Source organism: Streptomyces sp. NPDC006368 (assembly GCF_040612535.1).
GTDB lineage: Bacteria > Actinomycetota > Actinomycetes > Streptomycetales > Streptomycetaceae > Streptomyces.
Genome location: NZ_JBEXQK010000017.1, coordinates 42,950 through 69,766 on the forward strand (window position 1 = coordinate 42,950; position 26,817 = coordinate 69,766).

Annotated in this window: 24 protein-coding genes and 7 tRNA genes; 11 read left to right on the top strand and 20 right to left on the bottom strand. The window is 73.8% G+C overall.

The features are described 5' to 3' along the window. Positions 1–24: 24 nt before the first annotated feature. From thrS to ABZZ38_RS15505, 3 genes are all read right to left on the bottom strand, one after another. Positions 25–2,007, bottom strand: a complete 1,983-nt coding sequence (gene thrS, locus ABZZ38_RS15495) for a threonine--tRNA ligase (RefSeq protein WP_356739733.1) — start codon at positions 2,005–2,007, stop codon at positions 25–27. Between the two features lie 108 nt (positions 2,008–2,115). Then, positions 2,116–3,459, bottom strand: a complete 1,344-nt coding sequence (locus ABZZ38_RS15500; protein WP_356739735.1) for a hypothetical protein — start codon at positions 3,457–3,459, stop codon at positions 2,116–2,118. Next, positions 3,459–4,025: a DUF4365 domain-containing protein gene (locus ABZZ38_RS15505; RefSeq protein ID WP_356739737.1), complete on the bottom strand. Its 567-nt coding sequence runs from the start codon at positions 4,023–4,025 to the stop codon at positions 3,459–3,461. The genes ABZZ38_RS15500 and ABZZ38_RS15505 overlap by 1 nt, the downstream gene beginning before the upstream one ends. A gap of 159 nt (positions 4,026–4,184) precedes the next feature. Between ABZZ38_RS15505 and ABZZ38_RS15510 the strand changes: the two genes are divergently transcribed. Continuing rightward, positions 4,185–4,913: a 3'-5' exonuclease gene (locus ABZZ38_RS15510; protein WP_356739739.1), complete on the top strand. Its 729-nt coding sequence runs from the start codon at positions 4,185–4,187 to the stop codon at positions 4,911–4,913. 71 nt (positions 4,914–4,984) lie between these two features. Here ABZZ38_RS15510 and ABZZ38_RS15515 read toward each other — a convergent pair. Beyond that, a tRNA-Val gene (locus ABZZ38_RS15515) sits at positions 4,985–5,056 on the bottom strand. A 52-nt stretch (positions 5,057–5,108) separates the two neighbouring features. After that, on the bottom strand, positions 5,109–5,558 hold the full coding sequence (locus ABZZ38_RS15520; protein WP_356739741.1) for an SRPBCC family protein: 450 nt from the start codon (positions 5,556–5,558) through the stop codon (positions 5,109–5,111). Between the two features lie 91 nt (positions 5,559–5,649). Between ABZZ38_RS15520 and ABZZ38_RS15525 the strand changes: the two genes are divergently transcribed. Further along, a complete protein-coding gene (locus tag ABZZ38_RS15525; protein ID WP_356739743.1) occupies positions 5,650–7,986 on the top strand; it encodes a hypothetical protein in 2,337 nt (778 codons plus the stop codon). Between the two features lie 62 nt (positions 7,987–8,048). Here ABZZ38_RS15525 and ABZZ38_RS15530 read toward each other — a convergent pair. Both ABZZ38_RS15530 and ABZZ38_RS15535 read right to left on the bottom strand, forming a co-directional pair. Next, positions 8,049–8,123 (bottom strand) — tRNA-Val (locus tag ABZZ38_RS15530). A 75-nt stretch (positions 8,124–8,198) separates the two neighbouring features. Next, positions 8,199–8,675 carry a TIGR02611 family protein gene (locus ABZZ38_RS15535; RefSeq protein ID WP_356739745.1) on the bottom strand — a complete coding sequence of 159 codons (477 nt, stop codon included), beginning with the start codon at positions 8,673–8,675 and terminating at the stop codon, positions 8,199–8,201. Positions 8,676–8,865: 190 nt separating this feature from the next. On the opposite strand from ABZZ38_RS15535, the gene ABZZ38_RS15540 reads away from it, so the two are divergent. Together ABZZ38_RS15540 and ABZZ38_RS15545 are read left to right on the top strand one after the other, a co-directional pair. Continuing rightward, positions 8,866–9,279 (top strand): SsgA family sporulation/cell division regulator, encoded by a 414-nt coding sequence (locus ABZZ38_RS15540; RefSeq protein ID WP_003959770.1) that lies wholly within the window; start codon positions 8,866–8,868, stop codon positions 9,277–9,279. A gap of 287 nt (positions 9,280–9,566) precedes the next feature. Further along, positions 9,567–10,136 (top strand): CGNR zinc finger domain-containing protein, encoded by a 570-nt coding sequence (locus tag ABZZ38_RS15545; RefSeq protein WP_356739747.1) that lies wholly within the window; start codon positions 9,567–9,569, stop codon positions 10,134–10,136. Between the two features lie 41 nt (positions 10,137–10,177). Here the strand turns inward: ABZZ38_RS15545 and ABZZ38_RS15550 are convergent, their stop codons facing one another. Together ABZZ38_RS15550 and ABZZ38_RS15555 are read right to left on the bottom strand one after the other, a co-directional pair. Next, positions 10,178–10,327 carry a hypothetical protein gene (locus ABZZ38_RS15550; protein WP_356739749.1) on the bottom strand — a complete coding sequence of 50 codons (150 nt, stop codon included), beginning with the start codon at positions 10,325–10,327 and terminating at the stop codon, positions 10,178–10,180. 110 nt (positions 10,328–10,437) lie between these two features. Then, positions 10,438–10,878: a hypothetical protein gene (locus ABZZ38_RS15555; protein WP_356739751.1), complete on the bottom strand. Its 441-nt coding sequence runs from the start codon at positions 10,876–10,878 to the stop codon at positions 10,438–10,440. A 183-nt stretch (positions 10,879–11,061) separates the two neighbouring features. Here ABZZ38_RS15555 and ABZZ38_RS15560 point away from each other — a divergent pair, with 183 nt between their 5' ends. Next, entirely contained in the window at positions 11,062–11,583 is a 522-nt protein-coding gene (locus ABZZ38_RS15560; protein ID WP_356739753.1) for a DsbA family protein, read from the top strand. On the opposite strand, the gene ABZZ38_RS15565 is transcribed toward ABZZ38_RS15560, so the two are convergent. The 3 genes from ABZZ38_RS15565 to ABZZ38_RS15575 are packed head-to-tail and all read right to left on the bottom strand — an operon-like array spanning position 11,580 to position 14,311. Next, positions 11,580–12,419 (bottom strand): GNAT family N-acetyltransferase, encoded by an 840-nt coding sequence (locus ABZZ38_RS15565; RefSeq protein ID WP_356739755.1) that lies wholly within the window; start codon positions 12,417–12,419, stop codon positions 11,580–11,582. The two genes, ABZZ38_RS15560 and ABZZ38_RS15565, sit on opposite strands and share 4 nt — an antisense overlap. 33 nt (positions 12,420–12,452) lie before the next feature. Further along, the gene (locus ABZZ38_RS15570) at positions 12,453–13,265 is read right to left on the bottom strand and encodes an aminodeoxychorismate lyase (RefSeq protein WP_356739757.1); all 813 of its coding nucleotides are present in this window, start codon (positions 13,263–13,265) and stop codon (positions 12,453–12,455) included. Then, positions 13,262–14,311, bottom strand: a complete 1,050-nt coding sequence (locus ABZZ38_RS15575; RefSeq protein ID WP_356739759.1) for a chorismate-binding protein — start codon at positions 14,309–14,311, stop codon at positions 13,262–13,264. Before ABZZ38_RS15575 ends, ABZZ38_RS15570 begins: the two co-directional genes overlap by 4 nt. 145 nt (positions 14,312–14,456) lie before the next feature. Between ABZZ38_RS15575 and ABZZ38_RS15580 the strand changes: the two genes are divergently transcribed. From ABZZ38_RS15580 to ABZZ38_RS15600, 5 genes are all read left to right on the top strand, one after another. Next, a tRNA-Gly gene (locus ABZZ38_RS15580) sits at positions 14,457–14,529 on the top strand. Positions 14,530–14,564: 35 nt separating this feature from the next. After that, positions 14,565–14,638: transfer RNA gene (locus ABZZ38_RS15585), tRNA-Cys, on the top strand. 1 nt (position 14,639) lies between these two features. Next, a tRNA-Val gene (locus ABZZ38_RS15590) sits at positions 14,640–14,711 on the top strand. Between the two features lie 33 nt (positions 14,712–14,744). Next, positions 14,745–14,816, top strand: a tRNA-Val gene (locus ABZZ38_RS15595). Between the two features lie 48 nt (positions 14,817–14,864). Then, positions 14,865–14,936, top strand: a tRNA-Val gene (locus ABZZ38_RS15600). 74 nt (positions 14,937–15,010) lie between these two features. Here ABZZ38_RS15600 and ABZZ38_RS15605 read toward each other — a convergent pair. The 3 genes from ABZZ38_RS15605 to ABZZ38_RS15615 all read right to left on the bottom strand — a co-directional run bounded on the left by ABZZ38_RS15605 (position 15,011) and on the right by ABZZ38_RS15615 (position 16,922). Beyond that, the gene (locus ABZZ38_RS15605; RefSeq protein ID WP_356739761.1) at positions 15,011–15,289 is read right to left on the bottom strand and encodes a zf-TFIIB domain-containing protein; all 279 of its coding nucleotides are present in this window, start codon (positions 15,287–15,289) and stop codon (positions 15,011–15,013) included. 40 nt (positions 15,290–15,329) lie between these two features. Further along, complete coding sequence (locus ABZZ38_RS15610) at positions 15,330–16,304, bottom strand: aminoglycoside phosphotransferase family protein (RefSeq protein WP_356739763.1); 975 nt, start codon at positions 16,302–16,304, stop codon at positions 15,330–15,332. A gap of 411 nt (positions 16,305–16,715) precedes the next feature. Further along, complete coding sequence (locus tag ABZZ38_RS15615) at positions 16,716–16,922, bottom strand: hypothetical protein (RefSeq protein WP_356739765.1); 207 nt, start codon at positions 16,920–16,922, stop codon at positions 16,716–16,718. A 614-nt stretch (positions 16,923–17,536) separates the two neighbouring features. Here ABZZ38_RS15615 and ABZZ38_RS15620 point away from each other — a divergent pair. Then, positions 17,537–18,685, top strand: a complete 1,149-nt coding sequence (locus ABZZ38_RS15620) for a serine/threonine-protein kinase (RefSeq protein ID WP_356739767.1) — start codon at positions 17,537–17,539, stop codon at positions 18,683–18,685. A 45-nt stretch (positions 18,686–18,730) separates the two neighbouring features. On the opposite strand, the gene ABZZ38_RS15625 is transcribed toward ABZZ38_RS15620, so the two are convergent. The 5 genes from ABZZ38_RS15625 to ABZZ38_RS15645 form a co-directional block, all read right to left on the bottom strand. Next, on the bottom strand, positions 18,731–19,552 hold the full coding sequence (locus tag ABZZ38_RS15625) for an RNA methyltransferase (RefSeq protein ID WP_356739769.1): 822 nt from the start codon (positions 19,550–19,552) through the stop codon (positions 18,731–18,733). A gap of 57 nt (positions 19,553–19,609) precedes the next feature. Further along, complete coding sequence (gene cobA / locus ABZZ38_RS15630; RefSeq protein ID WP_356739771.1) at positions 19,610–20,839, bottom strand: uroporphyrinogen-III C-methyltransferase; 1,230 nt, start codon at positions 20,837–20,839, stop codon at positions 19,610–19,612. Between the two features lie 362 nt (positions 20,840–21,201). Then, entirely contained in the window at positions 21,202–24,474 is a 3,273-nt protein-coding gene (cobT, locus tag ABZZ38_RS15635; protein ID WP_356739773.1) for a nicotinate-nucleotide--dimethylbenzimidazole phosphoribosyltransferase, read from the bottom strand. Positions 24,475–24,741: 267 nt separating this feature from the next. Continuing rightward, the gene (gene cbiE / locus ABZZ38_RS15640; protein WP_356739775.1) at positions 24,742–25,947 is read right to left on the bottom strand and encodes a precorrin-6y C5,15-methyltransferase (decarboxylating) subunit CbiE; all 1,206 of its coding nucleotides are present in this window, start codon (positions 25,945–25,947) and stop codon (positions 24,742–24,744) included. A gap of 67 nt (positions 25,948–26,014) precedes the next feature. Beyond that, a complete protein-coding gene (locus ABZZ38_RS15645; RefSeq protein ID WP_356739862.1) occupies positions 26,015–26,662 on the bottom strand; it encodes a GNAT family N-acetyltransferase in 648 nt (215 codons plus the stop codon). Positions 26,663–26,817: the final 155 nt, after the last annotated feature.

The following is a 26,817-nucleotide window of genomic DNA, read 5'->3' on the forward strand; positions in this document are numbered from 1 at the left end:
CCTCGGCCTCCGGTCAGGCCCGGATCACACCTGCGCCCGGCGCTCCACCACGTCGACAATCTTGGCGATGGCCTCGTCCTTCGGGATGCCGTTCTCCTGCGATCCGTCCCGGTAGCGGAACGACACCGTGCCGGCGTTCATGTCGTCGTCACCGACGATGATCATGAACGGCACCTTCTGCTTCTGCGCGTTCCGGATCTTCTTCTGCATCCGGTCCGAGGAGCCGTCGACCTCGACCCGCAGGCCCTTCTTCTTCGCCTCGGCGGCGAACTCCTCCAGGTAGGTCACGTGCGCGTCGCCGACCGGGATGCCGACGGCCTGCACCGGGGCCAACCACGCCGGGAAGGCGCCCGCGTAGTGCTCCAGGAGCACCGCGAAGAAGCGCTCGATCGAGCCGAACAGCGCGCGGTGGATCATGACCGGACGCTGCTTGGAGCCGTCGGCGGCGGTGTACTCCAGGTTGAAGCGCTTCGGCTGCTGGAAGTCGACCTGGATGGTCGACATCTGCCAGGAACGGCCGATGGCGTCCTTGGCCTGTACGGAGATCTTCGGGCCGTAGTACGCGGCGCCGCCCGGGTCCGGGACCAGCGGCAGGCCCTGCTTCTCGGCGGCCTGGCGCAGCGCCTCGGTGGCCTCCTCCCACTCGTCGTCCTCGCCGATGAACTTGTCGGACTCGGGGTCGCGGGTGGACAGCTCCAGCTCGAAGTCGGTCAGGCCGTAGTCGCGCAGCAGGTCCAGGACGAAGGTGAGGAGCGAGTCGAGCTCCTGCGGCATCTGCTCCTTGGTGCAGTAGATGTGCGAGTCGTCCTGGGTGAAGCCGCGGGCGCGGGTCAGGCCGTGCACGACGCCGGACTTCTCGTACCGGTAGACCGTGCCGAACTCGAAGAGCCGCAGGGGCAGCTCGCGGTAGGACCGGCCGCGGGCGCGGAAGATCAGGTTGTGCATGGGGCAGTTCATCGCCTTGAGGCGGTAGTTCTGCCCGTCGAACTCCAGCGGCGGGAACATCCCGTCCGCGTAGTTCGGCAGGTGCCCGGAGGTCTCGAAGAGCTGCTCCTTCGAGATGTGCGGGGTGTTGACGAACTCGTAGTCGGCGTCCTCGTGGCGCTTGCGCGAGTAGGTCTCCATCTCGCGGCGGACGATGCCGCCCTTGGGGTGGAAGACCGCGAGGCCGGAGCCCAGCTCCTCGGGGATGGAGAACAGGTCGAGCTCGGTGCCCAGCTTGCGGTGGTCGCGCTTCTCGGCCTCGACGAGGAAGTCCAGGTACGCCTTCAGCTCGTCCTTGGACGGCCAGGCGGTGCCGTAGATGCGCTGGAGCTGCGGGTTCTTCTCGCTGCCGCGCCAGTAGGCGGCGGCGGAACGCATCAGCTTGAACGCCGGGATGTTGCGGGTGGTGGGCAGGTGCGGGCCCCGGCAGAGGTCCTTCCAGCACAGCTCGCCGGTCTTGGCGTCGAGGTTGTCGTAGATGGTCAGCTCGCCGCCGCCCACCTCGGCGTCGGCGCCCTCGGCGGCCTGCGCGGCGTTGCCCTTGAGGCCGATGAGCTCCAGCTTGTACGGCTCGTTCGCCAGCTCCTCGCGCGCGGCCTCGTCGGAGGTGACCCGGCGCGAGAACCGCTGCCCGCGCTTCTGGATCTCCTGCATCTTCTTCTCGATGCGCTTGAGGTCCTCGGGGGTGAACGGCTCGTCGACGTCGAAGTCGTAGTAGAAGCCGTCCTTGACCGGCGGACCGATGCCCAGCTTGGCCTCGGGGAAGAGCTCCTGCACGGCCTGCGCCATGACGTGCGCGGTGGAGTGGCGCAGGATGTTCAGGCCGTCCTCGGAGGAGATCCCGACCGGCTCGACGGTCTCGCCGTCCTTGATCTCGTACGCGAGGTCCTTCAGCTCGCCCGCGATCCGGGCGGCCACGACGGTGCGCTCACCGGCGAAGAGGTCGGCGGCGGTAGTGCCCGTCGTCACCACGCGCTCTTCCCGCTCGGAATCGCGTTGGATGATCACACGGACGTCTGACACCGGTCTCTCCTGACTGAAGGGGAAGCGTCGCGTTTGTATCGCGCACGCCGTACCGCATGGTACCGAGCCGCCCGCCCGGCCCGCGAAACGGTTTCCGCCTCCCCTCTGTCAGTCGCCCGGCCCGCCCGCCTCCCCGAAGAAGCCCAGGTTCTCCTGGAGGGACTTCATCAGCCGGTCCCGTTCCGCCTCGTCGACGTGCACGGGGACGACCCCGGAGGCGTCGGTCAGCCGGCGGAAGCCGCCCCGGCTCTCCAGGCGCCCCGCGACCCTGATCGGCAGGCCCAGCAGGTGGGCCCGGCCGGCGGTGCGGTACGCCTCCTCGTCCAGCGCCACCCGTACGTGCGGCACCTCCGCCCCGGCCAGGACCCGCAGCCGTACGGTTCCGTCGCCGCGCGCCGCCGACCGGCGCATCCGTACGACCGCGCCGGTGATGCGGACGGGCACGGACGGCTCGTCCCTCAGGTAGCGGGCGCCGGCCTCGCGCAGCGCCGGCAGGTCACCGGGCGAGAACTCGACGGGCTCGGGCCGGGCGGCACAGCCGTCCGGTACGCCGGCGGCGGGCGCCCACTCAAGGGCGATCCGGGCGCCCTCGGCGCCGCGTACGAGCGCGATGAGCGCCTCGGTCAGTTCGCGGCTGACACCCGCCTCGACGGCGGCGTCGAAGGCCTCGTGCCCGCCCGTGGCCCGCTGGTAGTCGACGGCCTCCCGGGCGGCGTACAGCGCGCGGTAGAGCCGTTCGGTGACCTTCCGCCCCGGTTCGACGGGGACGAAGGCGGTGAGCCCCTGTCCGCCCGGCGCGGCGGCCACGAGGACGCCCTCCACCATGGCCTGGGCCTGGCGCCGGTGGCGGGCGCCGTGGTAGCCGGCGCGGCCGCGGACCCCGAGGGCGCCGGCGAGGAGGAGCTGCCGGGCGGCGGAGCGCAGTTGTTCCTGCGCGGTCCAGGAGGCGGTGCCGGAGGGTCCCGGCGGCACGTCGCGGAACCAGCGGACCTCGTCGCTCGGCACGGTGAGGCCGACCAGCACCTCACGCGCGAAGGGCGCGGGGCAGCGGGCGAGTGCGGTGAGCGCTTCGCCGAGCAGGTCCTCGCAGTCGGGGAAGGCGCGGCTCTCGGGCACGAGCAGGCTGAGGGGGACGGTGCCGGGCCCGGGCGGCGTCCAGCGGCTGTACCGCCCGGCCGCGCCGCCGCGCCGCCGCCAGCCGTGCCGTCCGAGCAGCGCGGCCAGCACGAGCGGATCGACGGCCGAGGGGTCGACGACGGCGGGGTCGGCGGTCGCGGAGCCGTACCCTCCGGGGCCGTGGGGGCCGTGGCCGTCGCTCCCGCCGCCGTACGACGAAGGTACGGACGACAAGGGGGCGGACGACACAGGGGCTGGGACGTCCCGGGGGCCCGGAGCCTCGCCCAGGGGAAGGGGATGCGGCCGCATCGGCGGCTCGTCGGTCGGCCGGTGCATCAGGGGGTTCCTCCCGCCCCGACCCGGGTCATGATCTCGCAGAGCGCCCGGTCGTCGAAGATCCGCGTCGTGGGGACGCGCACGGTGGTGCGGCGCCGTCCGGTGACCGGATGGCCCGCGAGATTGGTCCAGTAGCAGCAGTGCCGCAGGTCGAGCCCGTCGTGGTCGGCGCGCAGCCACTCCTCCCGGACCCGGGGCACGATCATCACGACCAGGATCTTGTGCACGGAGACGGGGGTGCGCGCGAGCTTCACCAGGTGGTCGTTGTCCAGGGTGAAGGAGAACGCGGGCCCCGCGGGGTGGGGCGAGATCTGGTACGTGGCTTTGAGCTGCACCTTGATCGTGACTTCGTCGTCCACCGCGTGCCCGGGGGCGCTGTGGCTGACGTGCCAGTCGATGCCGTTGTCCGGAAACGGCTGGGAGAGCGAGCAGCCGGCGGCTGCCGCGACCGCGTGGAGGTAGCCCACCTGGAGCGTCTCCATGCAGGCGGTGGTGGCGAGTGCGCCCCGCAGCGGTGCGATCTGCTGGGGAAGCAGCCCCCCGGGTTCGGGCTGCGTGAGCGCCATGGCTCTTCGTGCCTTCCGGTGTGCTGTCCACGGAGCGTCAGATGGGTCGCTCCTCACCTGTGTTGTCACCGACCTGCGTACGGTGCAAACGGCGCGGGTATCACCGATTCGGGCAGGGGGACCACGCCATCTGCCCGGTACGGGCGAGGAGTTCGGGCTATGACGCTGTGGTATGAGGGGCCCCTGGCCGCATTCGATACCGAGACCACGGGAGTTGACGTCGAACGGGACCGGATCGTGTCGGCCGCCGTCGTCGTCCAGGACAGGGCGGGCGGGCGCGTCCGGGCCACCCGCTGGCTGGTGAATCCGGGCATACCGGTGCCGCGTGCGGCGACCGAGGTGCACGGCCTGACGGACGATCACCTCCAGCGCAACGGCCGCTGGCCGGCGCCCGTGATGGAGGAGATAGGCCGCGCGCTCGCGGAGCACGCGGCGGCGGGGCGCCCCCTGGTGGTGATGAACGCGCCGTTCGACCTGACGCTGCTGGACCGGGAGTTGCGCCGCCACCGCGCCTCGTCGCTCTTCCGCTACCTGGAGAACGTGCCCATGTCGGTGCTGGATCCGCGGGTGCTGGACAAGCATCTGGACCGGTACCGCAAGGGCCGGCGCACGCTGACGGATCTGTGCGCGCACTACGAGGTGACACTGGAGGGCGCGCACGACGCGGCGGCGGACGCGACGGCGGCGCTGGAGGTCGTACGGGTGCTGGGGCAGCGGTTCGCAGCGCGGCTGGACCGGCTGTCCCCGGCGGAGCTGCACTCGTTGCAGGCGGTGTGGCACGCGGCGCAGGCGCGCGGTCTGCAGGCGTGGTTCGCGCGCAACGGTTCCGAGGATGCGGTGGACCCGGCGTGGCCGCTGCGTCCCGAGGTGCCGGCGGCTGCGGCCTGAGGCCCCCGCGGCCGACACGCCTCCGACATGCGCGAAGGCCGGTCCGCGCGTGACGGACCGGCCTTTCCCGGTGGGCGATACTGGGTTCGAACCAGTGACCTCTTCGGTGTGAACGAAGCGCTCTCCCACTGAGCTAATCGCCCGGGAACGCACTGAACCATACAGGTCCGGGCGCCTTTCCTTCAAACCGCTTCCTCACGCCCCCCGCAGGTGCGCGGCCAGTCCGCGGCGTCCGGCACGCATCATCAGCGCGTGGTTGGCGACGAAGAAGGGCCGGCCGGGGAGGGCGAGCCCCCGCATCAGGGGTTGCCGGACCTCCACCTCCTGGTCGTACCGCGCGCGGGCGCCGTCCACCCCGTCCGCGGTGACGGTCCAGCGCAGCCAGCCTTCGAGGTCGCCGTCGAGCGCGGCCTCCAGCACGCGCGCGTGCGGGTCGCTGCGGCCTTCGGTGACGGTGACGAGGATGTCGTACGGGAGGAAGGAGCGCAGACGGGCGACGCCGCGGTGCTGGTCGAGGCGGACGGCCCGGCGCACCTGCGGCCACCAGCGCGGGTACGTGTCGGGCTCCGCGAGGGCCGCGTAGACGGTGTCCGGCGGGGCGGGCAGTTTCCAGACGCTGCGGAAGCGGTAGTGGCACCAGTTCATGGTTCGAGTCTGCGCCGTACGCGCGTACTCACACCGGATCTGAGTACCCGCGCCCATGCCGGGCGGTGTGGTGACGGCCACACTCCACCGTATGAACAACGTTCCGCCACCCGCTCAGGAGCTGGCGCTCCTTGAGCGCGAGCTGGCTCAACTCGACGCGCGACGCACGCAGTTGCTGGCCCGCAGGGCTTGGCTGCTGGGTGTGCTGCACCCGCCGGTCCCGTCCGCTCCGGCCCCGTTCGCCCGCAAGTCGCCCGTGGAGGCCACACCCCGCAGCGCCCAGAACGTCCTGCTGACGCTCGGCGGCCTGCTGCTGGCGGTGGCCGCGGTGGCGTTCACACTGGTCAGCTGGGGTCATCTGGGTATCGGTGGCCGTGCGGCGGTGCTCGGTGCCGTGACGGCCGGGACGCTGGCGGCGCCCGTCGCGCTGCTGCGGCGGGGGCTGGTGTCGACGGCCGAGTCGGTGGCGTCGGTGGGTCTGGTGCTGATGGTGCTGGACGCCTACGCGCTGCATCGCGCGGTACTGCCGGAGACCGACGGTGTGGGGTACGCGGCGGTCGCGTCGGGTGCCCTGGCCGCGCTGTGGGCAGTGTACGGCCTGGGGGTCGGCGACCGGCTGCGCGTTCCGCTGCCGGTGGCGGTGGTGGCCGGTCAGCTGCCGCTGCTCCTGGGCGCGTTGGCGGTCGACGCGGGTGCGCTGGGGTCGGCGTGGGCGGTGCTGGTGACGGCCGGTGCGGACGCGGCGTTGGCGATGTGGGCGCGGCCGTCGGTGGCGGTGCGGAGGGTGGCCTGCGTCGGGGCGTGGGTGACGGGTGCCTGGGCGGTACTGGCGGGGGGCGGGCTGTCGGTGGTGGAGGGCGGCGCCGGCCCGGCCGTGCTGCTGTCGGCCGCGGCGGGCCTGGCGCTGTGGGCGGCGTGGCGTGCCCCGGCCCTGGCCATGGCGGCGGCGTGCGGTGCGGTGGCCGGTCTGGCCGCGGTGGCGGGCGCGGGCGGGTTGCTGCGGGAGGCGCTGCCGCAGGGGTGGACGGTGCCGGGGTATCTGCTGAGCGCGGTGGTCGTGGCGGCGGTGGCCGTACGCGGCGGGGCGGTGCCGCGCGGTGTGCGGTGGGGGCTGCTGGGCGCGTCGGCGGCGGTGCAGGGGCTGTCGGTGGCATGGGCGGTGCCCCCGCTGGTGGTGGAGCTGGCGCGGCCGGGCCACGGGGTGGAGTGGCCGACCCCGGTGGTGCTGCTGACGGTGGCGGCGACCCTGGCGGTGCCCCGGTCCACGGTGGCACGGGGCGGGGTGCCGGCCCTGGCGTGGGCGGCGGCGGTGTCCTGCGGGGCGGCGCTGTCCCTGCCGTACGCGGTGACGTCGGCGGTCCAGCTGGTGCTGACCGGGGCGCTGCTGGCGGTCGCGGTGCGCCCGGCCCCGCTGACGTGGCGGCTGCCCTCCCGGGCGGAGGCCGGGGAGGTGCTGGGGGCCGCCGCGCTGGCCTGCGCCCTGGTCTCGGCGGGGAGCGTCGCGTGGGCCGCCCGTGCCGGCGGGGTGGCGACGCTGGTGGTCCTGGGCGTGCTCACCGCGCTGTTCGCGGGCGCCGCGCTCGTGGCCCGGACGCCGGCGCGGGCGTCGCGCACGGTTGCGGCGTGCGTCGCGGTCGTCGCGGTCGTCGCGGCGACCGGCTTCGTGGGCGCGGCCGCCGACCTGACCGGGCTGTCCGCGCCGGGTGCCGCGCTCGCGCTGCTCGCCGTGCCGGTGGCGACCGCCTCGGTGGGAGCCCGGCTGCGGCGGCACCCGGTGGCGCTGCCGGTCGAGGTCGCCGGTGGGGCTGCCGCGCTCGTGGCGGTGGGGCTCGCGGCGGCACACCCCGCGCACCTGGCTCTGGTACTGGCTCTGTGCGGCGTCGTCGCGGCGGCCACGGCCGTGCGCCCCGAGCGGCGCCCCGTCGCCGGGTACGCGGCCGCGGCGCTCTTCGTGGCGGCGACCTGGGTGCGGCTGGCCGCCTCCGGGGTGGCCGTTCCGGAGGCGTACACGCTGCCGGTGACGGTGCCCGCGCTGGTGGTGGGCGTGGTGCGCGGGCGGCGCGACCCGGAGGTGTCGTCGTGGACGGCGTACGGCCCGGGCCTCGGCGCGACTCTGGTGCCGAGCCTGGCCGCGGCGTGGGGCGACCAGGACTGGCCGCGTCCGCTGCTGCTCGGGGCGGCGGCGCTGGCGGTCACCGTGGCGGGGGCGCGGCTGCGGCTGCAGGCGCCGCTGGTGCTGGGCGGTGCGGCGCTGGGGCTGGTGGGGCTGCACGAGCTGGCGCCGTACGTCGTCCAGGTCGTCGGCGTACTGCCCCGCTGGCTGCCGCCGGCTCTGGCGGGCCTGCTGCTGCTCGCCCTGGGGGCGACGTACGAGCAGCGGCTGCGGGACGCGCGGCGCCTGCGGGACTCCGTGGGCCGGATGCGCTGAGCGGCGGGGCGAGGACGCCGAAGGCCCGGAGACCGTTTCGGTCTCCGGGCCTTCGGTCCGGGTGGTGGGCGATACTGGGTTCGAACCAGTGACCTCTTCGGTGTGAACGAAGCGCTCTCCCACTGAGCTAATCGCCCGGGCGCACCGCAAACATTACCGCATGTCAGCGGGTCCCCCCGACCGGGCCGGCCGGGCGTTGAGGCCGGCTTTCGTCACCGGGCGATCTTCCACGGCATGACGATCCCGTACTTCCACACATAGATGCCGACGAGCACCGCGACGATCACCAGACCCACTGTGGTGAGGATGATGTTGCGCCTGCGCACCTTCGGATCGAGAGCGCGCTGCGCCGCCTCGGTCACCTTCCGCTTCGTCCAGCGCAGGACGAGCTGCGCCCAGACGAACTCGGTGGCCCAAATGGCCATGCCGGCGAAGATCACCAGCCAGCCCGGGCCGGGCAGCGGCAGCATGACCACGCCTGTCCCGACCACGGCGAGGCCGACGATGAACACGCCGACCTGCCAGCTGAGGTGCAGTGTGCGCCGCGCCTTGATGAAATCGGGAGCGCGCGACCCGAGCTCCGGTTCGGCCCCCGGTTCGGCCGTCGCGCGCTCCGTCACGTCCCCCGTGGCGGGGCTCGGGTTCACCGGCTCGGCGACTTTCCCCCGCTCGTCACTCTCCGCATTCATGAGACCCAACCTACCCGACCGGAACGCGTCACCGGAATGGCCGTATAACCACCGGTAACGCACCGCCAAACGAGGTACCTCAACAACCACAAAACAGACAGAGGGGTTTACAACGGCACCGTAGGTGGCATGTCGATTTCGCCGACGTGCGAATCCCCGAGCGCACACTGAGCGAAAGGCCCTGGCGCTTATGAACACCACGGTCAGCTGCGAGCTGCACCTGCGCCTCGTTGTATCGAGCGAGTCCTCACTGCCTGTACCGGCGGGCCTGCGGTATGACACGGCCGATCCCTATGCCGTGCACGCCACCTTCCACACCGGAGCCGAGGAGACGGTCGAGTGGGTGTTCGCCCGCGACCTTCTCGCCGAGGGGCTGCACCGCCCCACCGGCACCGGCGACGTCAGAGTCTGGCCGTCTCGCAGCCACGGTCAGGGCGTCGTCTGCATCGCGCTGAGCTCCCCGGAGGGCGAAGCCCTGCTCGAGGCCCCGGCGAGGGCCCTGGAGTCGTTCCTGAAGCGGACCGACGCCGCGGTGCCACCCGGCACCGAACACCGTCACTTCGATCTCGACACGGAGCTCTCGCACATCCTGGCCGAAAGCTAGCCGCCGCGCCGGACCGAGAACCGCACGGCGCCGTCCGACTCGGGGCGACGGCGCCGCGCGGCCACCCCCCACGGCCCGCTGTGGGGCCCTGGGGCGAACACCTGCGCCGTCACCGCGGACACCACCGCGGTGACGGCGCTGCCGCGGGCCGGCCGCCCCTTCCGTCGCAAATCCGGCACGAACCCGGCATGAACCCGGCACGAACCCGGCACGGCGAGGGCGAGCCGCTAGAGTCGGCGCACATTCGGCGGGCGCCCGCCCGCGGCAGCAGCCCAGGGAGCGAATTCGTGCTGATCCCCCACGACACCCGGATCGCCCTCGACACCGTCGTCGATCTGATGAACACCGCGCCGGAGGCCGGGCGCGGCGAGGAGCTCGGGGACATCGCGGCGCTGTACGCGTTCGTACGAAGCCACGACGTCAGCGGCGTGGGCGAGCTGGGCGAGCAGGACCTGAAGGCGGTACTGAACGTACGGAAACGGTTCGCCGAGGTGTTCGCGGCGCCGGACGCCCGTACCGCCGCCGAGTCGATCAACCGGCTGGTGGCCGCCGCCGGCACCACACCGCAGCTCACCGACCACGACGGCTACGACTGGCACGTGCACTACTTCGCGCCGGGCGCGTCGGTCGCCGACCACCTGGCCGCCGACTGCGGCATGGCGCTCGCCTTCATCGTGGTGGCGGGCGAGCGGGAACGGCTGCGCCGCTGCGAGGCGCCGGACTGCGGGCGCGCCTTCGTCGACCTGTCACGGAACCGCTCGCGCCGCTACTGCGACAGCCGCACCTGCGGGAACCGCCTGCACGTGGCGGCGTACCGGGCGCGCCGCAAGGAGGCCGCGGAGTCGACGGCGGGCTGAGCCGCCCCGACCGCCCGCGGCGCGGGGGCTCCCACGTCGGCTCACAGCAGGAACAGATCGTGGACGGCCGCCATCAGCAGCAGACAGCCGATCACCCCGAGGAAGATCATCAGCGGGGGCTGGGAGAGTGCGAAAAGGCAGCCGCGCGGCTCTTCGGTGGCGGGGGGTCGCTCCCGCGAGGTATCCAGCATCTCGGGCCCGATCATGGCGCACGCGGCGGCCCGGTGATCGGTCAACACTCGTACGAGGGACGCCCGTTCCCCGGGTTGCCTCTCGGTGTCGCGTCCTCGTCAGACTCTCGTCAGATGCCGTGCTTCTTGAGGATGGCCTCGATGTCGCTGAAGTCGTCGGCGGACGAGTCGGCCCCGGGCTTCCGCGCCGACCGTCCCGCGGCCGGCTCGGCGCCGGAGCCGCCCGAACCCCCGCCGCCCCCGAGCGAGGGCGCGGAGGCACCCGGCACGACCGCCTCAGGCCGCGCGCGCCCGGCGCGGCGCCGCTCGACGGCCCCGGTGATCATGAACAGCAGCCACGCCACCCCGAGCACCCCGAAACCGGCCCAGGCCACGGGGCTGAAGGCGGTCCTCGCCAGCCACTCCACGGCACCGGTCATCACCAGCCCGACGGGCACGAGCGAGTAGGCCGCGAGGCGGGCGGCGGCGAGGAACTTCCTGCGGTACGCGGTGATGGCCGCGATACCCAGCCCGGCCGCGGACACCGCGGAGCAAATGGTCTCGGCAAGCATCCGGTCCTCCAGGCGGGGGCGGGGCGATACGTCCCTTCCATCCTGCACCGGGTGGCGGTGCCGCGGCCATGGCGCGGGGCGGACTCATGGACGATCTCCGGGAGATCTCCGGGACCGCCCTCCTCCCCAGGTCGCATCCGGTACGGGTTGGGGCCGCGGCGGTCCTGCTGAAAGACTGCCCCCATGAACGACTCCACCACCGACCGCACCGCCGCCCCCGTCGTCCTGGACGTCTGGTGCGAGCTCCAGTGCCCCGACTGCCATGCCGCCCTGGAGGACCTGCGCGCCCTGCGCGCCCGGTACGGGGACCGGATGGAGGTGCGGCTGCGGCACTTCCCGCTGGAGAGGCACAAGCACGCCTACGCGGCGGCGCAGGCCGCCGAGGAGGCGGTGGCGCAGGGCAAGGGCTGGCCGTACGCGGAGGCGGTGCTGGCCAGGACCGAGGAACTGGCGTCGAGGGGCGAGCCCCTGCTGGTGGAGGTCGCGGACGAACTCGGCCTGGACGCCGAGGAGTTCGACACGGCCCTGATCGACGGCCGCCACCTGCTGATCGTGGACGCCGACCAGGCGGAGGGCAAGGCGATCGGTGTCACCGGCACGCCCACCTATGTGATCGGCGGCGAGCGCCTGGACGGTGGCAAGAGCCGCGAAGGGTTGCGCGAGCGCGTCGAGGAGATCGCCGACCGGCTGCTCGCCCAGTCCTAGAGCAGCGGCTTGAAGCTGTTGATGTGGGTCGTCCCGTAGCCGAGGGACTCGTACAGCCGGAGGGCCGGGGTGTTGCCCGCGAAGACGTGGAGCCCGATCCGGGCCGTCCCCCACTCGTGGGCGATCCGCTCCGCGAAGAGCATCAGCGCCCGGCCGTACCCCCCGCCCCGCTGCGTCTCGGCGACCTCGATGTCGTACACGTACGCCGCCTGTTCGCCGGGGACCAGCTCGCGCCGTCCGGTCCACAGGTGGCCGGCGGCCACGCCGTCGCGCACCGCCACGTGGAACGCGGCGCCCTCGGTGGCGAGCCCGTCCGGCAGGTTCTCCCGGCGGCTCGCCTCCGCCTTCGCCCTGGCCGCGGCCTCCGGTACGCCCTGCTCGACCCAGTTGCGGGTGAAGGTCACGTGGGCCGTGGCGTCCCACGCCCGGAACTCCGCCTCCGTCATGGGCCGGATCTCCACCCCCTCGGGCAGGGCCGGCGCCGGCCCCGGGAGCTCCTTGGCCATGTTGCGGCTGCGCTCGGTGTAGCCGAGGGCCCGTGCCATGCGGAGGGCGACGGTGGCGTCGGCCGGGACGGAGACCTGGATCTGACGGCAGCCCCAGCCGCGCAACACCTCCTCCGCGGCGAGCGCCGCGACCGTGCCACGCCCGCGCCCCCGGTCGGCCTCGTCGATGCTCAGCGAGCGGATCACACCGATCACCGGCCCGAATCCGGGCATGGTGCCGAGGTCGACCCTTCCCACACGGCGGCTGTTCACACACACGTCGTAGGAGCGTGACCGGGTGCCGTCGGAGGCCTGCTGAAGCGGCCCGCCGGGCCGCAGGGTGGTGGTCATCAGGTCTGTCCTACCCACCCCGCGGCCCCGGTGTCACATCTGTGCGGCGCGCTCCGCGAAAACCCGCATGGCCTTCGCGGTGACCGGACCCGGGGCGCCGGGCAGGTCGCGTCCGTCGACGCGGTGGACGGCCTGGACGTCGCGGAGGGTGGAGGTCAGGAAGATCTCCTCGGCCGTCTCCAAAACCTCCATCGGCAGGTCGGTCTCCTGGGCCCCGGTCCACTCCACGGTCAGGGCGCGGGTGATACCGGCCAGGCAGCCGGAGGCGAGCGGCGGGGTGTGCGGCTGCCCGTCCAGGACGACGAAGACGTTGGACCCGGTGCCCTCGCAGAGCTGCCCGACGGTGTTGGCGAACAGCGCCTCCGAGGCGCCCTGCTCGTGCGCCTTGGCGAGGGCGACGACGTTCTCCGCGTACGAGGTGGTCTTCAGGCCCGTCAGGGCGCCGCGTTCGTTGCGGGTCCAGGGGACCGTGATCACGGCGGTGGTGTCCGGGCGGTGCGTGGTCTCGCCGAGGGCGACGATCAGGGTGGGGCCGGTGTCGCCCCGGTCGGAGCCGAGCGGGGAGAGCCCGCCGGTGTAGGTGATGCGCAGCCGGCCCAGGGGCATCGGGTTGGCGTCCAGGACGGCGGCGCACGCGCGGCGCACCTCGTCGAGGTCCGGGTCGGGCAGGCCCAGGCCGCGGGCGGACCGGGTGAGCCGGTCGAGGTGGAGGTCGAGCGCGAAGGGGCGCCCGTGCTCGGCCTTGAGCGTCTCGAAGATCCCGTCACCCACGGTCAGGCCGTGGTCCAGTACGGAGACCCGGGCGGTGTCCGCGTCGTGCAGCCCGCCGTCGACCCACAGCTTCATTGTTCGGTGATCCTTCCGCTTGCCTCGTACGCTCCCGACGCTACCGCGAGGAGCCGGGATGCCTTGAGCTCGGTCTCCTCCCACTCCCGGACGGGGTCCGATCCCCAGGTGATGCCGGCGCCGGTGCCGAAGCGCAGCACGCCGTCGGCGCGGTCGATCCAGAAGGTGCGGATGCCGACGGCCAGCTCTCCGGTGCGGCGGTCGGCGTCGACCCAGCCGATGCCTCCGCAGTACGGGCCGCGCGGTGCCGTCTCCAGCGCCTCGATGATCCTCAGGGCGCTCGACTTGGGCGCGCCGGTGACCGAGCCGGGCGGGAAGGTGGCCTGGAGGAGCTCCTGCCAGCCGGCTCCGGGGGCCAGCTCGCCGCGCACGGTGGAGACCAGGTGGACCAGGCCCGGGTGCTGTTCCACGGCGCACAGGGCGGGCACGGTGACGGAGCCGGTGGCGCAGACGCGTCCGAGGTCGTTGCGGACGAGGTCCACGATCATGACGTTCTCGGCGTGGTCCTTGTCGAGCAGGTCGTCGGGGGTCCTGCCGGTGCCCTTGATCGGTCCGGATTCGACGGTGGCGCCGTCGCGCCGCAGGTAGAGCTCGGGGGACGCGGTGGCTGTCTCCACGCCGTGCGCGGGCAGGCGGATCGTGCCGGCATACGGGGCGGGGTTGCCGCGCGCGAGGAGCGCGGTGAGGGCGTCCACGTCGGCGGCCGGGTCGGGCAGGGGCGCGGAGAGCACCCGGCACAGGTTCGCCTGGTAGACCTCGCCGGCCGCGATGTGCTCGCGGATCGTGCGCACGGCGGAGATGTACGCGTCGCGGTCGAGCGAGGACGTCCAGTCACCGGCGGCCGGGCCGCGCCAGGCGCCCAGGGCGGGCGCGGGCACCGGGGCGGGACGGACGTCACCGAAGCGGGCGCAGGTCAGGCGGCCCTCGAAGTCCGCGCTGACCGCCCAGAAGCCGGTCGAGTCGAGGGCCTCGGGGTCACTGGTGACATCCCGCAGGTCGGTCGCGAGGAGGCCGCCGAAGCGGGCCAGAGGGGCGAGGTCGTACACGGTTGCGAGTCTATGGCCGGGGCCGGTGGGACGGTGCGGACCGAGGTCAGCGCAGCACGCTGGGCAAACGCGTTTTTGTACTGGCCCGGGAATCCGCTAGAGTTCAACACGTCGCCGGGACGCGAAAGCGGGCCGGAAACGACAAGCGGACGTGGCTCAGTTGGTAGAGCATCACCTTGCCAAGGTGAGGGTCGCGAGTTCGAATCTCGTCGTCCGCTCGACGTGGGGGCTCTTCCCGGACCCCCGCACTCCGGGTGGAGTGGCCGAGAGGCGAGGCAACGGCCTGCAAAGCCGTCTACACGGGTTCAAATCCCGTCTCCACCTCCAAGGACGATTAGCTCAGCGGGAGAGCGCTTCCCTGACACGGAAGAGGTCACTGGTTCAATCCCAGTATCGTCCACTGATCCTTCGGGATCCGGTCCGCAAGGATCCCGCGCGATTAGCTCAGCGGGAGAGCGCTTCCCTGACACGGAAGAGGTCACTGGTTCAATCCCAGTATCGCGCACGCAGTGCCCATGATCTTCGATCTTCTGATCCTCGATCGTGGTCCCGAGGACGATTAGCTCAGCGGGAGAGCGCTTCCCTGACACGGAAGAGGTCACTGGTTCAATCCCAGTATCGTCCACACAGTCCGGAGCCCCGGCCGCGTGATGCGGCCGGGGCTCCGTCGTCGTTCCGGCGGTTCCCCGCCTTTCCCCCTCAGGAGGAGAAGAGCATCCGCCCGAAGCTGCGGTTGTGCCCCTGGTGTCCGTGATGGCCGTGGTGCGGCGCGCCCCACGCGGGAGCCGGTGCGGCCGGGTACGCCTGCGGGGCCGGCGGCGCGGGCGGCGCCTGCTGCACCCACTGCGACTCCAGGCGGGTCAGGGCCTCCAGCTCGCCGTAGTCGAGGAAGATCCCCCGGCAGCCGCTGCACTGCTCGATCTGGACGCCATTGCGGTTGTACGTGTGCATGGGCGCATGGCACTTGGGACACTGCATGGTCGGCTCAACTCCTCGCCGTTCGTAGGTGCCCCTCACCCTACGCCGACGCCTCAGCGGCCAAGTCGGGCGGGAGGGAGGCGATTCGGGCACAGGCGTCGATCACGGACAGCTCGACCTCATCCGGTTCGCGGAGCTCGGCAGCGCTCTTCGCGAGGGCGAGGGCGGCGGTCTGGACGGTCAGGGCGCGGGCCGGGACGTCGAGTTGGGGCCACGGGTCGCCGTCGGGGGGAACGGCGGGGCCGCCCGCCGCGCGGTACGCGCCCAGGAACCGCGCCCACACCGCGGGCGCCAGCAACCCGGCCGCGTACCAGGCGGCGGGCCTGGCCAGGTCCCAGGCGGGGTCGCCGAGGCCGAGGTCGTCGACGTCGATGAGGTGCCAGCGTCCGGTGGAGGCGGGGTGGCGGACGAGCTGACCGAGGTGGAGGTCGCCGTGGCAGACCGTGCCGGCGCGCGGCGGGGGCGCCTCGCCCCGCGCCCACGCGGGCAGCCGCGCCCACGCCGCCAGCACCGGCGCCGCCCCCGGATGAGGCGGGGCGGCCCGCATGCGCTCGACGGCTCGCGCCGCCTTGGCGGGGCCCCGCATGGGCGGCAGCGGGCCGGGCAGCTCGGCGGGCGGTACGGAGTGGAGGCGGGCCAGCAGCGTCGCCGTCTCCTCCCACGGCGCGGCGTCCGGATCGTCCGGGTCGACGGGCGTGCCGTACGGCCACGCCGACACCGGGCGCCCGTGCGCCTCGGCGGGCGCCACCGGGAGCGGCGGCAACAGGATGCCGTCGAGACGCGGATGGGCGGCGACCGCGAGCCGGACCCGGTGCGCGTCGGCGTCGGTGTCCGGGGCGTGCGCCTTGGCGACGGCTCGCCCGTGCCGTACGACGGTTGCGTCCGCGCGATCGGCGAGTACGGGGCCGCCGGGGCGTCCGCACGCGGCGCACGAATCACGCGTGCCGGCCGGATGCGCGGCCCCGCGCGCGATGCCGGCCAGCGCGCGGACGAGCGGTGCGGTTTCCGTGACCATGGGCCCGACCCTACGGGGAGGCGGGGACGCGGGGGGAGGCGGTGCGGATGGGCGGGGTCCACACGGCCGGGGCCCCGGGGCCGCGCCTGCCGGCAGGGGCCGGGAAGCGGTGAGGGGCACCCGCGTCCCGACAGGGAGCGGGCGGTCACGGAACCGGCTCGGGGCGCTCGGTGCCGAGCAGCGGGTCCCGGCGGGCGGGCGAACCGGTGCGCGGTCTCGTACCGGAGCGCCCGGGGAAGGACGGGCGCGGCCCATGGGAGGCACCGGGGTCCGTACGGGCCCGGGGAAAAGCAGTGGCCGGCAGCTCCCCAGCTGCCGGCCACCGATAGCCGTCCGCCGCACCCCCGTCCCCACGGGGTTGTTGGCCGGATGTTCCCGGCCCGGGCCGCTCTCCCGGGCCCGGGGCGCCGCTCAGCGCCCCAGCATCACGCCCACGGACGACGCTTGTGTGACCACTGCGTCCCAGCCGCCGAAGGCGACCACCAGCAGTGCGGCCAGGGGAAGAACCATCGCGGTCGCCACCAGCGGATGGCGCCTGCCGGACGGGCGGTCGCCGTACGAGGCGTGGACCTTCGGTCCCCGCGCGCGGATCACCGTCCGCGATGCCGTGTCCGCCATGGTCTTCTCCTGTCAGGTCCGGCAGCGGCGAGTGTCCGGCCTCGGGGGACGAGAGCCGCACCCGCCGCTTGACCTCAACATTAGGCACGCGACGGGACCGGGGCGTCATGCCCGCGTACCGATGCCGGGCCTCCCCGAGGATGAGCCACCGGCCCGCGGCGTACTCCCCTGGGTGGAGACGCGACCACACGTCTAGGGGTGATCCCCGGGTCGGCCGGGAAAGATCGCCCGGAAGGGTAGCTTCCGCGTGACTTCCCTCACGTCACCCACCCCCCTGCGCGGCGCCGTCGCGGTCCCCCGCCCGGCACGGCCCGCCGCCCCTTCTCACGTACGTGTCGCGCCGTCCCCGCCCCCGGCCGTCACCGCCCGGCCGCCCGTGATGGATCCAACGCCCCTGCCTGGAAAGATCATTGGGAGCTCACACCCCCTCACCTGGCCTCATGCGGACGGCCCCTGACCGCTCCTCACCTCCCGGCCACCACACCGGCAATCGATCGCGGAGCAAGGGCGCGGCCTATGAGCACACCGGGGCGCGGGTACGTAAGCTGTGGCACGTCAAACGGATAACCGCGGCTGCGGGGGTGGGGTCTCCCCACCGTAGGTAGGGGACGGACATGGCGATGATGCGGCTCCGGCGCGAGGACCCGCGTGTCGTCGGCTCGTTCAGGCTTCATCGGCGGCTGGGCGCGGGCGGCATGGGGGTCGTGTACCTCGGTTCCGACCGGCGCGGGCAGCGGGTGGCCCTGAAGGTGATCCGGCCGGATCTCGCCGAGGACCAGGAGTTCAGGTCGCGGTTCGCCCGCGAGGTGTCCGCCGCGCGGCGTATCCGCGGCGGCTGCACGGCGCGGCTCGTGGCCGCCGACCTGGAGGCGGAGCGCCCCTGGTTCGCCACGCAGTACGTACCCGGGCCCTCCCTGCACGACAAGGTCGCCGAGGAGGGGCCGCTGTCGGCGGCGGACGTGGCCGCCATCGGCGCCGCGCTCTCCGAAGGGCTGGTCGCCGTCCACGAGGCCGGGGTCGTGCACCGGGACCTCAAGCCGTCGAACATCCTGCTCTCCCCCAAGGGCCCCCGGATCATCGACTTCGGCATCGCCTGGGCGACCGGCGCGTCCACGCTCACCCACGTCGGTACGGCGGTGGGCTCGCCCGGCTTCCTCGCGCCCGAGCAGGTGCGGGGCGCGGCCGTCACACCCGCCACCGACGTCTTCTCGCTGGGCGCGACTCTCGCGTACGCGGCGATGGCCGACTCGCCGTTCGGGCACGGGAGTTCCGAGGTCATGCTCTACCGGGTGGTGCACGAGGAACCGCAGCTGCGCGGCGTACCGGACGCGCTGGCCCCGCTCGTACGGGCCTGTCTGGCGAAGGACCCGGAGGAACGTCCCAGCACCCTGCAACTGTCCATGCGGCTCAAGGAGATCGCCGCCCGGGAGGCACAGGGGCTACCCGAAGGGCGTCCCCTCGCGCAGCGCCTGCCGCGCCAGGCCGACGACCGGCTCACCGAGCGGTACACGGAGCGCGGCACGGACCGGGGCACCGGGCGGACGACCCAGGGCCGGTCGCAGCGGACACCGGCGCCTCATGCGTCACGCCCGGGCGCGCGCACCGGTGGCGGCCGGCCCACTCCCCGGCCCGGTGTGCGGACCACCTCCGGAGGGCGCCGGCCCGCGAACCCGCGCCTGCTGCGCCAGCGGCTCGTGGTCTTCGTCGTCGTGACGCTGATCGTGCTGCTGGGGATCGCGGCGGCGCAGGGCCTCCAGGGTTAGGGTCTGTCGTCCGGATCAGGTCCCGGGGGGCCGTGGGGCCGCGGGTCAGGGCTGCGGGCGGCCCGTGGCGACCGCGTAGAACGCGACCGCTGCCGCCGCGCCCACGTTGAGCGAGTCCACGCCGTGCGCCATGGGGATACGGACCCACTCGTCCGCCGCCATCAGCGCCTTGGTGGTCAGGCCGTCGCCCTCCGCGCCCAGCATCAGGGCCACGCGCTCCAGGCGGTGCGGGGCCGCCGCGTCGATGCTCGTGGCCTTCTCGTCGGGCGTGAGCGCGAGCAGCCTGAAGCCCGCCTCCCGTACCGCCTCCAGGCCTTTGGGCCAGGTCTCCAGGCGCGCGTACGGGACGGAGAAGACCGCGCCCATGGACACCTTCACCGAGCGGCGGTAGAGCGGGTCCGCGCAGTCCGGTGACAGCAGGACCGCGTCCATGCCGAGGGCGGCGGCGCTGCGGAAGATCGCGCCGATGTTGGTGTGGTCGTTCACGCCCTCCATGACGACCACCCGGCGGGCGGCGTCCCGGAGGAGTTCGTCCGCCGCCGGCAGCGGCTCGCGCCGCATCGAGGCGAGCGCGCCGCGGTGCACGTGATAGCCGGTCACCCGCTCGGCGAGGTCCGGGCTCACCACGTACACGGGAGCCGGGATCCCGTCGATGACGTCGCGCATGACGTCGACCCACTTGGCGGTGAGCAGCATCGAGCGCATCTCGTAACCCGCCTGCCGGGCACGGCGGATGACCTTCTCGCCCTCCGCGATGAACAGCCCCTCGGCCGGCTCGCGCCTGCGCCGCAGTTCGACGTCGGTCAGGCCCGTGTAGTCGCGCAGGCGCGGGTCGTCGGGGTCGTCGACGGTGATGAGATCAGCCACAGGTGCTACTGCCTTGTCGTGCGTACGTGCGCCGGACGGGCCGGCGGGAGGGAGCTGTCAGAGGTTCTTGTGCGGACCCTCGGTGACCACGTCACCGATGACGATGACCGCCGGCGGACGGACGTCCTCCGCCTTGACCCTCTCCGCCACCGTCGCGAGGGTCGCGTCCACCCGGCGCTGGGTGGCCGTGGTGCCCTCCTGGATCAGCGCGAGCGGCGTGTCCGCGGCCTTGCCGTACGCGACGAGCGCCTCCGCGATCGCGCCGATCTTGTCCACGCCCATGAGGATGACGAGCGTGCCGCGCAGCTTGGCCAGCGACTCCCAGTCGGCCAGCGAACGCGGGTCGTCCGGCGCCACGTGGCCGCTGACCACGGTGAACTCGTGCGCCACCCCGCGGTGCGTGACGGGGATGCCCGCCGCTCCGGGGACGCTGATCGAGCTGGAGATGCCCGGCACGACGGTGCACGCGATGCCCGCCTCGGCCAGCGCCTGCGCCTCCTCCATGCCCCGGCCGAACACGAACGGGTCGCCACCCTTGAGCCGGACGACGGACTTGCCCGCCTTCGCGTGCTCGATCAGGGCGTTGTTGATGGCCTCCTGGGCCATGAAGCGGCCGTACGGGATCTTCGCCGCGTCGATCACCTCGACGTGCGGCGGCAGCTCGTCGAGCAGGTCGCGGGGCCCGAGGCGGTCGGCGATGACCACGTCCGCCTCCGCGAGCAGGCGACGGCCGCGCACCGTGATCAGGTCCGGGTCGCCGGGGCCGCCGCCGACGAGGGCGACGAACGGCGTACGGGCGCGGTGGTGCGGTGCGCCGATCGAACCGTCGCGCAGCCCCTCGACGATCGCGTCCCGCACGGCCGCGGACCTGCGCGGGTCATGGCCGGTCAGCACGGCGACGGTGACGCCCTCGCTGCGGCCCGTCGCCGGCGTCCAGGCGGTGGCCGCCTCGGCGTCGTCCGACCGTACGCACCAGGTGCGGTTGCGTTCGGCCTCCGCCGACGCGCGGGCGTTGGCCTCCGGGTCGGTGGAGGCGATCAGGGCGTACCAGGCGTCGGCGAGGTCACCGTCCTCGTAGCGCCGCTTGATCCACGCGATCTCGCCCGACTCCGCCATGGCTTCGACGGACGGCGTCGCAGACGGCGAGACGAGGGTGATGTCCGCGCCGGCCGCGATGAGGGCGGGGAGACGGCGCTGGGCGACCTGGCCGCCGCCGATGACGACGACACGGCGCCCGGAGAGGCGAAGTCCGACGGGGTAGGCGGGCTGCTCGGCGTACTCGACCATGGCGGTGCGGCTCCTCGGCGGGGCGGTGGTGCGGTGTGCGGGGCCGCTGCGACGGTGAAGCGGCTGGTGGAGCGGGGGGTGGCGCGGTGGGCCCGAGGTGGGGGCCACGGTGGGCGACGGCGGTGGGGGCGCTTTTGACCACGATACGGTGCCGCTCTTCGGCGCCGCCGCGGGGCGGGCGGTGGGGGGGGCGGGTGCCTGGAGGGGTTCCGCCGGTGGGGAGCGGGCGGGGCGGGGCCGGGGGCTTCGGCGGGGGGTGCGGACTCCCGTTCGCCGCGCTTCGCGCGCGTCCGGTCGTGTCCGTCCGTACCCCCCCCCGCTCGCCCCCCTCTCCCGCACGTGGGTGTGAGCCCCGGGCGGCGTTACTTCTCGGTGACGCCCGCCGAGTCGAACGTCGCCACCTCGTGCATCGCGCGCGCCGCGCTCTGCACCACCGGCAGGGCCAGCAGCGCGCCCGTACCCTCGCCGAGGCGGAGGTCCAGGTCCACGAGCGGGCGCAGGCCCAGCTTGTTGAGGGCCGCCACGTGCCCCGGCTCCGCGCTGCGGTGGCCCGCGATGCAGGCCGCCAGGGACTCGGGCGCGATCGCCCGGGCCACCAGCGCCGCGGCGCCCGCGCTGACGCCGTCCAGGATCACCGGCGTACGCAGGGACGCGCCGCCCAGGATGAAGCCGACCAGCGCCGCGTGCTCCAGGCCGCCCACCGCGGCGAGGACGCCGATGGGATCGGCCGGGTCGGGCTGGTGGAGCTCCAGGGCGCGCCGGACGACGTCCACCTTGCGGGCGTGCATCTCGTCGTTGATGCCCGTGCCGCGCCCGGTGACCTCCGCCGGGTCCACGTCCGTGTAGACGGAGATCAGCGCGGCGGACGCGGTGGTGTTCGCGATGCCCATTTCACCGGTGAGGAGCGCCTTGTTGCCGGCCGCCACCAGGTCGCGGGCCGTCTCGATGCCGACCTCGATCGCGGCGAGGGCCTCCTCGCGGGTGAGGGCGAGGCCGACGGTGAAGTCCGACGTGCCGGGGCGCACCTTGCGCGGCAGGAGGCCCGGCGTGGCGGGCAGGTCACCGGCGACGCCGACGTCCACGACGCAGACCTCCGCGCCGACCTGGTTGGCGAACGCGTTGCAGACCGCGCCGCCGCCGAGGAAGTTGGCGACCATCTGCGCCGTCACCTCCTGCGGCCAGGCGGTGACGCCCTGGGCGTGCACCCCGTGGTCACCCGCGAAGATCGCGACGGCCGCGGGCTCCGGGATCGGCGGCGGGCACATCCGGGACAGGCCCGAGAGCTGGGCGGAGATGATCTCCAGCATGCCGAGCGCACCGGCGGGCTTGGTCATCCGCTTCTGCCGCTCCCACGCCTCGCCGAGCGCCTTGGCGTCCAGCGGGCGGATGTTGGCGACGGTCTCCTGGAGCAGGTCGTGCGGCTCCTCGCCGGGCAGGGCGCGGCGTCCGTACGTCTCCTCGTGGACGACCCAGGACAGCGGACGGCGCTTGGACCAGCCCGCCTGCATCAGCTCGGGCTCCTCGGGGAACTCGTCAACGTACCCCACGCAGAGGTACGCCACCACTTCGAGGTGCTCCGGCAGGCCGAGGGCGCGGACCATCTCGCGCTCGTCGAAGAAGCTGACCCAGCCCACACCGAGGCCCTCGGCGCGGGCGGCGAGCCAGAGGTTCTCGACGGCCAGGGCGGAGGAGTACGGCGCCATCTGGGGCTGGGTGTGGCGGCCCAGGGTGTGACGGCCGCCCCGCGTGGGGTCGGCGGTGACGACGATGTTGACCGGGGTGTCGAGGATCGCCTCGATCTTCAGTTCCTTGAACTGCTTGGCCCGGCCCTTGGGCAGCGACTTGGCGTACGCCTCGCGCTGGCGCGTCGCCAGTTCGTGCATGGTGCGGCGGGTCTCGGCCGAGCGGATGACGACGAAGTCCCAGGGCTGGGAGTGGCCGACCGAGGGCGCGGTGTGCGCCGCTTCGAGGACGCGCAGGAGCACCTCGTGCGGGATCGGGTCGCTGCGGAAGCCGTTGCGGATGTCGCGGCGCTCCCGCATGACGCGCAGCACCGCTTCGCGCTCGGCGTCGTCGTAGCCGGGGGCGGGCGGGGCGACGGTGGTGTCCGCTTCCCCGGCCGGTTCCGCCTCCGTCGGGGCGGCCTCGGCCGCAACCTCGGCTTGGGCTTCGGTCTCGGCTTCGGCTTCGGTCTCGGTGTCGGTGTCGGTCTCGGCTGCGGGCTCAGCCTCGGTTTCGGCGGGCTCCGTGGCGGCCGCGGCCGGGGCGGGCTCCGTGGCGGCCGTGGCCGGTTCCGCTACGTCCGGGACGGTCGCGGGCTGGGCGGCGGCCGGCTCGGCGACCGCCACCGCGAGGTCCGCGACGTCGACGAGGGCCGTGGCCTGGGCGGCCGGCTGCTCGACCGGGGCGGGCTCGGCGACCGCGGCGGGCTCGGGGGCCGGTTCCGGCGCCGGTTCGACGACCGGGGCGGGCTCCGGAGCCGGTTCGGCGACCGCGGGGGCCTGCGGGGCCTCGGTCACCACGGCCACCTCGGGGGCCTCCACCGGGGCCTGCGGTTCCTGCGGGGCCGCTTCGACGGGCTGCGGAGCCTCGGCGGCGGGTTCCGCGACGGGCTGCGGTTCGCCCTCGCGCGGGGCCGGTACGGCCACGACGGCCTGGGGCTCCGGCTGGGGTCCGGGTTCGGCGACCGGGGTCGGGGCCAGGTGCGGGGTGGTCGGGACGGAGCCCTCGACCGGGACGAACCGGGCGGCCGGCTCCTCCGGAACGACCGTTTCTGCTGAGGCAGGAGCGTACGTCTGAGGCTGCTGTGATTCCGGCGACGGCTGCGGCTGCAGCTGCGGCGACCACGGCTCCGCGCCCTGCGGCGGAATCTCACCGAGCTGCGGTGCGGGCACCACGGGCGCGGGTTCCTCGCGCGGCACGTCGATGTACTCGGACCCCGTCGCCGGCGGGCCCGGGTGGCGTACCGGCATCGGGGCGGAGGGCGCGCCGGCCGGACCGCGGTCGGCGAGCGAACGCACCACGCCGGTCGACGCGTCGGGCACCGGCGGACCCATGTGCAGCGGGCGCCGCGCGGGCTGCGGGGTCTGAGCGGCCGGCGCGGGAGCGGGAGCCGGCGCGGACGCGGGCGGCGGCATGCGTACGGCGCTGAGGTCCACCGCCCCCGAGTCACGGCCGCCCGTCTCGTGCGTGCCCATCTCGTGCCCGCCCGCTTCGTGCACGGCGGGCTCATGGGCAACGGGCTCGTGGGCAACGGGCTCCTGGACAGCCGGCTCGTGCTCGGGCGCGACGGGCTGCTCCTGGGCGACCGGCTGCTCGTAGGCCTCGTAGGCCTCGTAGACCGGCTGCGGCTGCTCCGGGGACTGAGGCGGGACCGCGGCCTGCGGCATCGCCGCCGGCATCGGGGCGGGCGACGCGACCGGCGCGGCCTGCGGGTCGCTGCCCCAGGCGCCCTGCGCCCCCGGCATCAACAGCAGGTCGTCGTCCTCGGCGGCGTTCTCGGTGGGATCGCCCATGGCGAAGCCCTGGGGAGCCTCGAGGAAGGTGTACGTGCCCGGAGCGGGGATGCCCGGCTGCTCCACCATGCCCGCGCTCTCGGGCTGCCCCTCGCCCGGGACCTGGCCGGTGTCAGTCATGCGTACCCCTCGCCCATCGGTTGTGCTCCTTCAGACCGTCGCCCGCACCAACAAGAACGAGCGTGCGCGCCGCGCGGCACGAAGGGCCCCGCGGACACCACGTATTCTCGCGGGCTTCGGCCGGCATGGCAGCGGGATCCGCCACCCTCGGCTGTGGACTGCGCCACGTCGCGCACCCCCCACGTCCGCCGTACCGGGCGGGCGGCGGAAAGGCCCGGCCGCGGTACAACGATCGGCCAGCCTACCTGCCGCCCCGTAGTGGCATGGTCACGGGGCCGGGGCAGGCCTGACGCCGGAGAGCAGGAAGATCACCGAGCGGTCCCGCTCCGTCCAGGCGCCGGTGTCGAGCTCGACGGTCTGGAGCAGCGCGCACTCGACCGCGTACCCGCCCTCGGTGAGGGCGGCCCCGATCGCCTCGGCCTCGTCCCTGGTGGTGGCGTGGGCCACGATCCGCTCGGGTCGGCGGTCCGCGCAGGCCGTGACAACCGGCACTCCCCCGCCCCCGACGCGTACGACGTCGGGCTCGGGCAGCCGCTCCAGGGCGTGCGGGGCGCGGCCCGCCACCGTCTGGACCTGTACGCCGAAGTGACGTGCGGCGGCCTCGGTGCGGGCGGTGGCGGCCGGGTCCTCGTCGACGGCGATCACGGCGGCGCCGAAGCGGGCGGCCTCCACGGCCAGCGCACCGGAGCCGCAGCCGATGTCCCAGACGAGGTCGCCGGTGCGCGGGCCGAGGCGGGCCAGCTGGGCGGCGCGGAGGTCGGCCGACTCGCCGGCGCCGAGGTCGCCGCCGTACGCCTGCGAGGGGAGCCCCCAGCCGCGTACCCCTCCGGGGTCGCGGCCCATGAGCCATCCCCCGCCCTGGGCGGTCGCGGTGCCGCCGATGACGATGACGACGTTGGGGTCGCGCCAGGCGTGGTCGGCCACCTTGTCGGAGGTGAGGACCGTCACCTGCTCCCGCTCGGTGCCCAGTTCCTCGCAGATGACGAAGGTGCGGTGGACCCCTTCGAGGAGGAGGGAGAGCTCGGTGGGGCCGGCGCCCGGGGAGGTGAGGACGGCGACTTTGGGGTGCGCCCGGCACACGTTGACGGCGCGGCGCAGCGTACGGCTGTGGGCGACGACTGTCTCGGCGTCGTCCCACGGCATGCCGGCGCGGGCGAAGGCGGCGGCGACGGAGGAGACCGCGGGCACCACTTCGACCTCCAGCCCGTGCTGGGGGGCGCGCAGGGCGCGGACGACGCCGAAGAAGCCCGGGTCTCCGTCGGCGAGGACGACGGCGGTGCCGCGGTGGCCGGCGATGCGGCGGGCGGCGAGGTCGACGCTGCCGAGGCGGATGCGTTCGGCGGCCCGGGGGATCTCGGGAAGTGCCAGGTGGTGGGCGGCTCCGGCGACCAGGGTGGCGGCCGAGAGGGCGGACCTGGCGGCCGCGGTGAGGGGTGAGCCGTCCCAGCCGATCACCGTGACCCGGTCTGCCATCTTCGTCTGTCTCCTGGGGTGTTGGTGCAGGTCGGGGGCAGGGTGAGAGTACCTCGGGTACCCGTGGTCAGTTCCAGTCGGTGAACGAGGAGTAGCCGGGGTCGGCGAGTTGGTCGGCGACGCCTTCGAGGTCCTCGGGGAGCAGGCTCCAGACGATCAGGTCGGTGCGGATGTCGGTCCAGCCGCCGTCCTCGGTCCGGGTGCGCGCTATCCAGGCGTTGCGCAGGACGCCCTCGCTGATGCAGCCGATCTTCTGGGCGACCTGCTGGGAGGCGGTGTTGCCGGCGGCGATGCGCAGTTCGAGGCGCTCGAAGCGCTGGTCGCGGAAGAGCCACTGGGCGACGGCGAGGACGGATTCGGTGGCGTATCCCTCGCCCCGGGCCCAGGGCGCGGTGACGTAGGAGACCTCGGTGGCGCGGACGCGCCAGTCGGTGTTGCGGAGGTGGACGATGCCGACGAGCCGGTGGGTGAGGAACTCGGTGACGGCGAGGACGATGCCGTGGCCGTCGGTGCGCTCCGCGGGGGCGATCCCGCGGACCCAGTCCTCGGAGTGGTCCGTGGTGTAGGGGTGGGGTACGGAGGTCCAGGCGACGACCAGCTCGTCGTTCATCATCTCGGTGAGCGCGGGGATGTCCGCGTCGTCGAAGGGGCGCAGCACCAACCGCTCCGTGCTGATGGAGATGTCCGGGAAGGTGGTAGTCATGCGCTGCTCCATGCCGAAGACCGTCCGTAAAGCCATGAACGCACAGCATGCAGCATGGGGTGCGCGGGGCGCATGAGTGGGTCGGTACGGCCGCGTCGTTACGGCACCGTTGTGACGCCGAAGGCCCCGCGCGCCGGACGGGGCGAGCGGGGCCTGGGGCGTGGCGG